Origin of the sequence: Algihabitans albus (assembly GCF_003572205.1) — a bacterium.
Classification (GTDB): Bacteria; Pseudomonadota; Alphaproteobacteria; order Kiloniellales; family DSM-21159; genus Algihabitans; species Algihabitans albus.
In genome coordinates, this window is sequence record NZ_QXNY01000003.1 from 729,824 (window position 1) to 741,075 (window position 11,252).

General features: G+C 63.7%; 10 protein-coding genes. 1 reads left to right on the top strand and 9 read right to left on the bottom strand.

Annotation, left to right across the window (positions count from 1 at the left end):
• Positions 1–21: 21 nt before the first annotated feature.
• From DBZ32_RS09985 to DBZ32_RS10020, 8 genes are all read right to left on the bottom strand, one after another.
• Positions 22–1,743 (bottom strand): ABC transporter substrate-binding protein, encoded by a 1,722-nt coding sequence (locus DBZ32_RS09985; RefSeq protein WP_119166969.1) that lies wholly within the window; start codon positions 1,741–1,743, stop codon positions 22–24.
• Between the two features lie 77 nt (positions 1,744–1,820).
• Positions 1,821–2,102, bottom strand: a complete 282-nt coding sequence (locus DBZ32_RS09990) for a DUF2160 domain-containing protein (RefSeq protein WP_119166970.1) — start codon at positions 2,100–2,102, stop codon at positions 1,821–1,823.
• 24 nt (positions 2,103–2,126) lie between these two features.
• Positions 2,127–2,927, bottom strand: a complete 801-nt coding sequence (locus tag DBZ32_RS09995) for a carbohydrate ABC transporter permease (protein WP_119167041.1) — start codon at positions 2,925–2,927, stop codon at positions 2,127–2,129.
• Between the two features lie 98 nt (positions 2,928–3,025).
• Positions 3,026–3,892 (bottom strand): carbohydrate ABC transporter permease, encoded by an 867-nt coding sequence (locus DBZ32_RS10000; protein WP_119166971.1) that lies wholly within the window; start codon positions 3,890–3,892, stop codon positions 3,026–3,028.
• Between the two features lie 8 nt (positions 3,893–3,900).
• Positions 3,901–4,989 carry an ABC transporter ATP-binding protein gene (locus DBZ32_RS10005; RefSeq protein WP_119166972.1) on the bottom strand — a complete coding sequence of 363 codons (1,089 nt, stop codon included), beginning with the start codon at positions 4,987–4,989 and terminating at the stop codon, positions 3,901–3,903.
• A 7-nt stretch (positions 4,990–4,996) separates the two neighbouring features.
• Positions 4,997–6,088 carry an ABC transporter ATP-binding protein gene (locus tag DBZ32_RS10010; protein WP_119166973.1) on the bottom strand — a complete coding sequence of 364 codons (1,092 nt, stop codon included), beginning with the start codon at positions 6,086–6,088 and terminating at the stop codon, positions 4,997–4,999.
• Positions 6,089–6,101: 13 nt separating this feature from the next.
• Positions 6,102–7,634: a glycerol-3-phosphate dehydrogenase gene (gene glpD / locus DBZ32_RS10015; RefSeq protein WP_119166974.1), complete on the bottom strand. Its 1,533-nt coding sequence runs from the start codon at positions 7,632–7,634 to the stop codon at positions 6,102–6,104.
• Between the two features lie 258 nt (positions 7,635–7,892).
• On the bottom strand, positions 7,893–8,675 hold the full coding sequence (locus DBZ32_RS10020; RefSeq protein ID WP_119166975.1) for a DeoR/GlpR family DNA-binding transcription regulator: 783 nt from the start codon (positions 8,673–8,675) through the stop codon (positions 7,893–7,895).
• 103 nt (positions 8,676–8,778) lie between these two features.
• Here DBZ32_RS10020 and DBZ32_RS10025 point away from each other — a divergent pair, with 103 nt between their 5' ends.
• Complete coding sequence (locus tag DBZ32_RS10025; protein ID WP_119166976.1) at positions 8,779–9,561, top strand: SDR family NAD(P)-dependent oxidoreductase; 783 nt, start codon at positions 8,779–8,781, stop codon at positions 9,559–9,561.
• Between the two features lie 53 nt (positions 9,562–9,614).
• Here the strand turns inward: DBZ32_RS10025 and DBZ32_RS10030 are convergent, their stop codons facing one another.
• Positions 9,615–11,114 (bottom strand): mannose-1-phosphate guanylyltransferase/mannose-6-phosphate isomerase, encoded by a 1,500-nt coding sequence (locus tag DBZ32_RS10030; protein WP_119166977.1) that lies wholly within the window; start codon positions 11,112–11,114, stop codon positions 9,615–9,617.
• Positions 11,115–11,252: the final 138 nt, after the last annotated feature.

Consider the following 11,252-nt stretch of genomic DNA (forward strand, 5'->3'; position numbering starts at 1 on the left):
TGCGAAAAAGGCTAAAAGACGCTACTGACTGCTGGCGTCCTGCCAGGACTTGACCAGTTCGTCGTAGTTGATGGTGATCGGCTCGGGATCTTCGTTCTCGAGCTGCGGCTTGGGCGCACCGGCTTCGGCGAACCACTCCTCGGGGTCGCGCGGCTCGTTCATCCGCGGACCGAGATCGCCCAAGACCCCGGAGCGCTCTAGGCGCTCCAGCACCCGCTCCTGTTCGGCACAAAGCCGATCCATGGCTTCCTGCGCCGTGGCGGAACCGGAAGAAGCATCGCCGATGGACTGCCACCAGAGCTGCGCCAAACGCGGATAGTCAGGCACATTGGTACCGGTCGGAGTCCACTGCACGCGCGCCGGCGAACGATAGAACTCGACCAGACCGCCGAGCCTCGGAGCACGCTCGGTGAAGCTCTCGTGCCTGATGGTCGATTCACGCACGAAGGTCAGTCCGACGTGCGACTTCTTCACATCGACGGTCTTCGCAGCGATGAACTGGGCGTAAAGCCAGGCGGCCTGGGCCCGGTCGACCGGGGTCGACTGCAGCAGGGTGATGGAGCCGGCGTCCTGATAGCCCAGCTTCATGCCGTCTTCCCAGTAGGCGCCCCGCGGAGAAGGAGCCATGCGCCAGCGCGGCGTGCCGTCCTCGTTCACCACCGGCAAACCCTCGGCGACCATGTCGGCCGTGAAGGCGGTGTACCAGAAGATCTGTTGAGCGACGTTGCCCTGGGCCGGAACCGGTCCCGCTTCGGAGAAGGTCATGCCTGCCGCTTCGGGCGGTGCGAAGTTACGCAGCCACTCGACGTACTTATCGACGGAATAGACCGCCGCCGGGCCGTTTGTCGCACCGCCGCGCTCGACACAGGAACCGACCGGGCGCGACTGCTCGTCGACGCGCAGACCCCACTCGTCAACCGGCAGGCCGTTGGGAATGCCCTGGTCCCCGGCTCCGGCCATCGAGAGCCAGGCGTCGGTGAAGCGCCAGCCCAGGGACGGGTCGCGCCGGCCGTAATCCATGTGGCCGTAGACTTCCTCCCCTTCGATCTCGCGACCGGTGAAGAACTCGGCGATATCCTCGTAGGCCGACCAATTGACCGGCACGCCCAGTTCGTAGCCGTACTGCTCACGGAAATCGGCCATGATCTCGGGATCGGTGAACCAGTCGTAGCGGAACCAGTAAAGGTTCGCGAACTGCTGGATCGGCAGTTGGTAGATCTTCCCGTCCGGGGCGGTGGTGAAGCTGATTCCGACGAAATCCTCGATGTCGAGGTCTGGGTTCGTCACCTCGGCGCCGTCTTCCATCATCCAGTCGGTCAGGTTGCGAACCTGCTGGTAGCGCCAGTGCGTTCCGATCAAGTCGGAATCGTTGACGTACATGTCGTAGATGTTTTCGCCGGTCTGCATCTGCGTCTGCAGCCGCTCGATCACATCGCCTTCACCAATCAGGTCATGGGTGACCCGGATCCCGGTAATAGCGCTGAAAGCCGGAGCCAGAACCTCGGCCTCGTACTTGTGCGTGGTAATGGTTTCGGACACCACGCTGATCTCCATCCCGCGGAAGGGGGATGCAGCGTCGATGAACCACTGCATCTCCGCTTCCTGTTCCGCCCGCGACAGAGTGGAGAGATCGCCGATCTCGGCATCGAGAAAGGCGCGTGCCGCCTCCATATCGGCATGGCCGGGCGTGGCCAGCGCCATCAGCGCCGCCGCGGCAGCCGCCGTGGTCAGATGTCGTCTCATCACTGTTCCTCCCAAGTTGAACGCTTCTTTGCATTCCCTCCGTGGCCCCAGCGCCTACGGAAAGGTTCCGGACCCGATCAGGCGAAGCGGAAGACTGCCCCCGCGTAGATCAGGCAAACGATCAGCGCACCCCAGACGGGTGGGCCGAAAAGTCCCAGCCATGCCAGCGAGATGACGGCCGAGCCGAGTAGACTGATGAACAACCGGTCGCCGCGCGTCGTCTCGAAACCCAGGACGCCGACGCGCGGACCGCCACCCGGCCGCACGCACTCCCAGGCGCCCATGCCGAGCAACAGCAGAGCGATCGTCACGAAGAAAATTGCCGTTGGCCAGGTCCAGGCCATCCAGGAGAGATCCATCGGCGCAGCCCCCTTGTCGTTCGCCTAGACCCGCCCCAGGGCGAAACCTTTGGCGATGTAGTTGCGTACGAAGTAGATGACGAGCGCACCGGGCACGATGGTGAGGATGCCCGCCGCGGCGAGCACACCCCAGTCCATACCGGCGGCACTGACGGTTCGAGTCATGGTCGCGGCGATCGGCTTGGCGTCGACCGAAGTCAAGGTGCGGCTCAGCAGAAGTTCGACCCAGGAAAACATGAAGCAGAAGAAGGCTGCGACGCCGATCCCGCTGGCGATCAGCGGCATGAAGATCTTCACGAAAAACTTTGGAAAGGAGTAGCCGTCGATATAGGCCGTCTCATCGATCTCTTTTGGGACACTCGACATGAAGCCTTCGAGAATCCAGACCGCCAGAGGCACGTTGAAGAGACAGTGAGCCAGCGCCACCGCGATGTGAGTATCGAACAGGCCGACCGAGGAGTAGAGCTGGAAGAACGGCAGGGCAAAGACCGCGGGCGGCGCCATGCGGTTGGTCAAGAGCCAGAAGAAGAGATGTTTGTCGCCGAGGAAGCGATAGCGCGAGAAGGCGTAGGCCGCCGGCAACGCCACCGCGACCGAAATGGCCGTGTTCATCACCACGTAGGTGATAGAGTTGATATAGCCCGTGTACCAGGCGGGATTGGTGAAGATCTCTATATAGTTCTCGAGCGTCGGCTCCTGCGGCCACAAGGTGAAGGAAGAGAGAATCTCCGCGTTCGTCTGGAGCGACATGTTGAACAGCCAGTAGATCGGCAGCAGCAGGAAGACGATGTAAAGCGTCGGCACCAGCCAGCTGAGCGGGATCATGCGGCGCTGAGGCAGCGCGGCGAAACGGGCGCCGGCGTTGACTGACGTGCCCGTGGCTCGCCGCGCGGCGGCTGGAGACGTGGTTTCGGCCATCCGTCCTACCGCTCCCGATCTATGTTGGTCATGACGGTGTAGAAGACGTAGGACAGCGCCAGGATAATCAGGAAATAGATGATCGACATGGCGGCTGCCGGGCCAAGATCGAACTGTCCGATCGCCATCTTCACCAGGTCGATCGACAGGAAGCTGGTCGCGCTGCCCGGACCGCCTCCGGTCACCACGAAGGGTTCGGTATAGATCATAAAGCTGTCCATGAAGCGCAACAGGATGGCGATCAGCAGCACCCGATGCATCTTCGGCAATTGGATGTAGCGGAACACGGCCCAGCGCGAGGCTCCGTCGATCTTGGCGGCCTGATAGTAGGCATCGGGAATCGACACCAGGCCGGCGTAGCACAGCAGCACGACAAGACTGGTCCAGTGCCAGACATCCATGACCACCACGGTGATCCAGGCGTCCAGCGGGTCCTGGGTGTAGTTGTAGTCGATCCCCAGATTGAACAGCGTGTGACCGAGCAAGCCGATGTCGACGCGTCCGAAGATCTGCCAGATCGTACCGACCACGTTCCAGGGTATCAGCAGCGGCAGTGCCATCAGCACCAAGCAGACCGGTACGCCCCAGCCCTTGCGCGGCATGGCCAGCGCCACGGCGATCCCCAGCGGGATCTGAATCGCGAGAATCGTGCCGGTGAAGAGGAACTGCCGCCAGAGCGCGGCATGAAAGCGCTCGGATTCCAGAACCTGCACATACCATTCCAGGCCAGCCCAGAAGAAGACGTTGTTCCCGAAGGTGTCCTGGAACGAGTAGTTGACCACGGTCATCAGCGGAATGACGGCCGAGAAGGCGACCAGCACCAGCACCGGTAGGACGAAAAGCCAGGCCTTGTTGTTCTGCGTCTTCTCCATGGCGCCGCTCAGACCTCCCCCTCGACGCGGTGGCCGTCCGCGTAGACGTTGACCCGCTGAGGATCGAAGACGATATGCAGACCGTCGGCCGGGATCTCATCCTGCTCACCGCACATCACCGCGACCTCACGGTCGCCCAGACGCGCGCGCGCAATCCGGTAGCGGCCGACATCCTCCACCGACTGCAGGGAGGCGGGTACGCCGCCTGGTTCGCCGGCGCGCGCGATCCGCAGAAACTCCGGACGGATCCCAATCTCGAGCTTGGCCGCGACGGCCGGGCGCGCGAAGCGGCCGGCCAATGCAATTTCATGGCCTGCGATGCGGGCGCGATCGCCCTCTATCTCAGCCGGCAGAATGTTCATGCCCGGCGAGCCGATGAAGTAGCCGACGAACGTATGAGCCGGCCGCTCGAACAGCTCCTCCGGCGTGCCGACCTGCACCACTTCGCCCTCGTACATCACCACGACCTTGTCGGCGAAGGTGAGAGCCTCCGTCTGATCGTGGGTCACGTAGATCATGGTGAAATCGAAACGCCGATGCAGATGCTTCAATTGGGAGCGCAGCAGCCACTTGAGATGAGGATCGATCACCGTCAGCGGTTCGTCGAACAGGATCGCCGACGTATCGGCGCGCACGAGGCCACGGCCGAGCGAGATCTTCTGCTTGGCGTCGGCTGTCAGCCTTCGCGCCTTGCGGGTCAGGGACTGGCTCAAATCCAGCATCTCGGCGATCTCGCGCACCCGCGCATCGATCTCGGCCTCGGGCAACTTCCGGTTCTTCAAGGGGAAGGCCAGATTCTCATAGACCGTCATGGTGTCGTATATGACGGGAAACTGAAAAACCTGGGCGATGTTGCGCTGTTGAGTCGGCAGCGTCGTCACGTCCTCACCGTCGAAGAGGATGCGTCCCTCGGTCGGTGTAATCAGACCGGAGATGATGTTGAGCAACGTGGTCTTGCCGCAGCCGGACGGCCCGAGCAGCGCATAGGCGCCGCCATCCTGCCAAACGTGATCGAGCCGCTTGAGGGCGAAGTCCTGCCCGCCTTTCGGGTTCGGCTTGTAAGCGTGGGCAAGACCCTGGAGATCGATACGTGCCATCTTGCCCTCAGGCTGCCTCTGCGCGTGTCGGCGCGACGATCAAGCGCTCGTCGAGACCGAAGACGAAAACCCGCGCCGGATCGATCCAGACCTCGACCTCGCTGTCGACGGGCAACTCGTGGACGCCATGCCAGATCGCCACCCATCGCTCCGCCCCGAAGTCGACGTGAACGAAGCTCTCCGACCCGGTGATCTCGGAAACGGCGACGGACGCGGTGACCGACACCGCGTCGGCGTGCGGTGCGTCGATGTGGAGATGATGGGGGCGGAAGCCGAGACTGTAGGTGCCGTCCGGCAGATCGGCCAACCCCTGAGCCGCCGCGAAGTCCAGCAGGCCGTCCGGCGAGCACACCCGGCCATCGCGTTTCTGGACCCGTACCACGTTCAGCGGCGGGTCGGAGAAGGCGCGCGCCGTGGTCAAGTCGCGGGGTTGGCGGTAGACCTCGGCCGTCGGTCCGAACTGGGTAACGCGACCCTCGTGAAGGGCGGCCGTCTTGCCGCCCAAGAGCAGAGCCTCGCTCGGCTCGGTCGTGGCATAGACGAAGACGGCACCGGACTCGCGGAAGATCCGCGGCAGCTCCGCGCGCAGTTCCTCACGCAACTTGTAGTCCAGGTTGGCCAGAGGTTCGTCGAGCAGGACCAGCTCGGCGCCCTTGACGAGGGCGCGGGCAATCGCAGTGCGCTGCTGCTGACCGCCGGACAGCTCCAAGGGCTTACGCTCCAGCATCGGGGTCAGGCGCAGCAACTCGGCCGCTTCCTGCACCTTGCGATCGATCGTCTTTTTGTCGGTGCCGGCCACCTTCAGGGGCGAGGCGATGTTTTCGTAGACGCTCAAAGTCGGGTAATTGATGAACTGCTGGTAGACCATGGCAACGTTGCGCCGGCGTACCGGCACGCCCGTCAGGTCGCGCCCTTCCATCATCAGCTTGCCGCCGGTCGGCTTATCGAGCCCAGCCATCAAGCGCATGAGACTCGTTTTGCCGGACAGTGTCGGGCCGAGCAGCACATTGAGACTGCCCCGCTCCAGCCGTAGAGAAACGTCCGTGATATGCGGCTGCCCTGCGACGGTCTTGCCAATCTCAATGAGTTCCAGCGCCATGACCGCTTTCTCTCTAACCTGCCGCCTGCAGGCCGCGGTTCAGATCCCGCGCCCGCTCGGCCATCCAATCGTCGAGGGCCGCGATCTCCGGTTGCGTCATGCGCAGACCCAGCTTACTGCGGCGCCAGACCACATCGGCCGCGCGGCGTGCCCATTCCGCGCGCATCAGATACTCCACCTCCATCTCCGTCAGATCGGCACCGAAGGTCCGTCCTAGATCGGAACTCGAACTCGCCTGACCGAGAATCTGCCAACTGCGCGTGCCATATGCGCGCACAAGGCGCTGGGCCGTCTTCGGCTCGAGGAAAGGGTAGTCGCTTGCCAGACGCCCGGCCAGCGCTTCGAAGCCCTCGACCGCAAAGTCACCGCCCGGCAGGGTCGTACCAGCCGTCCAGGGCCGACCCTTGGCCGGAAGCGCTTCCTGAAGTTTGGTCAGGGCCGCCTCGGCGAGCCGCCGATAGGTGGTGATCTTGCCGCCGAAGACATTCAGCAGCGCCGGCCCGGACCCGCCGTCGGGACCACGCTCGAGAGTCAGCACGTAGTCGCGAGTCGCTTCTTGAGCCTTGGATGCGCCGTCGTCGTAGAGCGGCCGGACCCCGGAATAGGTCCAGACCACCTGCTCCGGCGTGACCGCTTCGCGCAGATAGTCGCTCACCGCCGCGCAGAGGTAGGCCACCTCCTCGGCGCTGATCTCGACCTCGCCGGGGTCACCGTCCCAGTCCCGGTCCGTAGTGCCGACCAAGGTGAAGTCGCGCTCGTAGGGAATGGCAAAGACGATGCGGCCGTCGGCGTTCTGGAAGATATAGGCCTTATCGTGCGCGAACAGGCGGGGCAGCACGATATGGCTGCCCTGAACCAGGCGGACCTTGCGCGGCGCGTTCGACCCCAGTGCGACGCTGAGTACCTTATCGACCCATGGGCCAGCGGCATTCACCAGCAGACGCGTGGCAACCGTCTCGCGCCTGCCCTCGGTGTCCTGCAGGACGACATGCCAGAGCGCATCCTCGCGCCGCGCTTCGGCACAGCGGCTGCCGACCCGGATCTCCGCACCCCGCTCGGCCGCATCCATGGCATTGAGGACCACAAGGCGCGAGTCCTCGACCCAACAATCCGAATACTCGAACCCCTTGCTGTAGGCGGCCGCCAAGGGCTCGCCTTCAGGATCGCGACGGAGATCGCGCACCTCGGTCGGCGGCAACAGCTTTCGGCCGCCCAGATGATCGTAGAGGAACAGTCCCAGCCGCAAGAGCCAGGCCGGACGCAGACCCTGGTGGTGAGGCAGCACGAAGCGGAGCGGCCAAATGATGTGCGGCGCCATGCGCAGCAGCACCTCCCGCTCGATCAGAGATTCGCGCACCAGGCGAAATTCATAATGCTCGAGATAGCGCAGGCCGCCGTGAACCAGCTTGGTCGAAGCCGCCGACGTCCCCCCGCCAAGATCGCTTTGTTCGCAAAGCAGCACGGAGTAGCCGCGCCCGGCGGCATCGCGCGCGATGCCGCAGCCGTTCACACCGCCACCGACGACAAGGATATCGTAGGTCTTCAAGCGTCCATTCCCCGGCCCATGAGTCTTACACGCGCTGTCGTTTCACAGGCGCAGCGGGTTTCGCTTCATGCGCAAACATTAGCCTATGTTTTCGAAAACCGAAAATCAATTGGCGAAATAACTTTCGATTTTTTACGAAACGAAAGTAAATTCGCAATCATCCAACCCACGACTCTTGACTTTCGAGCAGCGGGACGCCTAGGGCTAAACTACTTTAGCGCGTTGATAGAGAATGGTTATTTTCTCACTCAAAGGCCGCTAGTCGCTGATGGCGGCGACCGGAGCCCGGGCCTCGATCAGCGTCACCCCGGCTTCGGCGAGACTTGCGCGTATCGCGGGCCCGGGCAGGTAATCCGTAACGAAGACGTCGACGGCTGAAATCGGCGCGATGCGGACCGGCGCGGTACGCTCGAACTTACTGGCATCGGCAACCAGGATGACCTTTCGGGCGTTCTCCATGATGGTGCGGGCGACACTGACCTCCCGGTAGTCGTAGTCCATCAGATCTCCGTTCGTCTCAATCGCCGAGACACCGATGACCGCATAGTCGACCTTGAAGCGACGGATGAATTCCACCGCGGCGTCGCCTACAATACCTCCGTCGGAGTGTCGTACGACCCCCGATGCAATGATCACTTCGTGTTTCGGATGAGCACGCAGAATGTTCGCGACATTGATGTTGTTGGTGATCGCCAAGATCCCGACATGCTCTCTCAAGGACTTCGCCACCTCTTCGGTGGTGGTGCCGATGTTGATCAGAATCGAGGACTCGTCGGGAATCAACTTGGCGGCAGCTTGGCCGATCGCGCGTTTGGCGTCGCGTGCGATCAGACGTCTGGCTTCGTAGCCGACGTTTTCGACGGTCGAACCGATGATGGCGCCGCCGTGCACGCGGTCGAGCAGGCCGCGTTCGCAAAGTTCGTTGAGATCCTTGCGGATGGTTTGGGCCGACACGCCGAACTGGGCGGAGAGTCCTTCTACGCTGACCCGGCCGCTGTGCTTGGCGATCTCGAGAATCTGGTTCTGCCGCTCGATGAGCATAAGCCCTTTGCCGGTATGGGCGGGGTCCAGCCCCCGTCCCGTTCGATTCCCCTTTAGCATAGGACGACCGACCTGTTTGAAAACGAAAAAGGAAGATGCCCCCATGACTCTGCCGTTCCGCAAGGACCTTTTCTCCGAGCACCGGGCTCTGGTGACCGGCGCCGGCCGCGGAATCGGCCAGGCCGTGGCGCGCGCTCTTCTCGCCTGCGGTGCTACGGTGCTGGCACATTCCGGCGTCACGGCACGCAAGGTGGAGGAGGTCTTTCCCGATCTCAGTCCGGACGAAGCCGGACGCGTCACGCTCGTCTCAGCTGACCTGACGCGACCTGAGAGCGCCGCCGAACTGATCGGAGCGGCTGGCGCGACACTGGGCGGATTGGACCTGCTGATCAACAACGCCGGGACCATGCTGGGTCGGATGCCGGCGGTGGAGACGACGGCAGCGCACTACGACGCCGTCACCGACCTCAACGCGCGATCGGTCGTGCTGCTCTCGGCAGCGGCCATTCCGCTGCTGCGTGCCTCCACAGCCGCCGCGATCGTCAATACGGTATCGATCTCCGCACGCACGGGGGGCAGCCCCGGCTCGTCCGTCTACTCGGCTGCCAAGGCCTTCGTCTCGACGCATACCCGAGCTCTGGCACGCGAGCTCGCCGCTGACGGCATCCGGGTCAACGCGGTCTCACCCGGCACGATCATGACCGACTTCCACCGCCGCTACTCCAGTCCGGAGAAACTCGAGGCCACGGCTGCGGCAATCCCCGTGAAACGGTTGGGCACGGCAGCCGACTGCGTCGGGACCTATCTGTTTCTCGCGTCACCTGAGACGTCGGCTTACATCACCGGCCAGATCATCGAAGTGAATGGCGGACAGCTTATGGCATAGCATGCAATCGGCCTTGGCCCACGTGACCTCGGAACGCTTCGCGCGGCTCACAGCTACTTGCTGACGACGAGATCGCTGCGTCCATAGAGGTCGGCGAGCCGGACGATGTCATCCTCTCCAAGGTAGGTGCCGCACTGAACCTCGATAATGACGAGCGGGGCGCGGCCCGGGTTGTAGAGTTGGTGGCGAGTGCCCTGCGGCACATAGGTGGAGCGGTCGGCACCGAGCGCAAAAACCTCCTCGCCCAGCGTCACCTCGGCCTCGCCGGAGACCACAACCCAATGCTCCGAGCGGTGATGGTGGTATTGCAGCGACAATCGTCCGGCTGGCCGCACCACGATTCTTTTGACCTTGAAACCCTCGGCCTCCACCAGCGTCTCGTAGCTGCCCCAGGGCCGCCGGATCACCTTCGGATCCGTCGCTTCCGGGCGCCCAGCTGCGGTCAGCGTCTTCGCCAAATCGCCGATTTCCGCTGCCCGCGCCCGCGGCGCCACGAGCAGCGCGTCGTGGGTGGAGACCACGATCATATCCTCCAGTCCCAGTGCCGCGATCAGACGCCCGTCGTCCGCCCTCAGGTAGCTGTCGCGGACCTCGGTCAAGTGAGCTTCGCCCACCACCGCGTTGCCGTTACGGTCCTTCGCCGCCACCGACCAGAGCGCCGGCCAGGCGCCCAGGTCGTGCCAGCCCACCTCGGCAGGAATCACCGCCGCCCGGTCCGTGCGCTCCATCACCGCATAGTCCAGCGAGATCGAGGGCGCCGCCGCGAAAGCCGAAGCCTCCAGCCGCAGGAAATCGAGATCCTCCCGCGCCCCCGCCAGCGCCGCCTCGGCCGCCGCCAGCACCTTCGGGCAGTGACGTGTCATCTCCGCCAGCAGCTGCCCAGCGCCGACCACGAACATGCCGCTGTTCCAGAGGTAGTCGCCACTGGCCAGATAGTCCGCAGCCGTTTCCGAATCGGGCTTTTCGACGAAGGCCGAAACCTCGCAAGCTCCGGCCGCGCGAGCCGAGTCACCCGACAGCGCCTGCCCCACCCGAATGTAGCCGTACCCCGTCTCGGGACGGTGTGGCACGATCCCAAAAGTGACGAGATGACCACCCGACGCCCCATCTCCTAGCGTCCCATCTCCGGCTGCAACGACCGCCGCGCGCTGCAGCAGACCAGCCAAAGCCGAGGCTTCGGCCACCAGATGATCGGCTGGCAAGAGGGCCAGAACCGCCGCTGGGTCGCGCTGCAACGCCACCAGTGCAGCGATCGCCGCGGCGGGAGCCGTATTGCGACCCTCGGGCTCCAGGAGGATCGCGGAGGCTTCCAACCCGGCCTGACGCAGTTCCTCAGCCACCAGGAAGCGGTGCTCGAGATTACAGACGACCAGCGGGGGGGCGAAAATCCCGGCATCCGAAACCCGCCGAAGCGTTCTGCGGAACAAAGGCTCGCCACCGAGCAGATCAGCGAACTGCTTCGGGAAACTGCGACGCGACAGCGGCCACAAGCGCGTCCCCGAACCGCCCGACAAAACGACCGGAACGATTTTGGGCGGCGTGTGAACGGGCATGGCGTCCAAGGTCCTTCAACCCGCGAGGCGTGAGGAAACGACGGTCAGATTGGCCGGCGCGGTAGGGACGCTCTTGCCCCGTCCGATACCGGAGTATTGGAATCCGGCTTTTTGGAGGCGTTCGGGGTCGTAGACGTT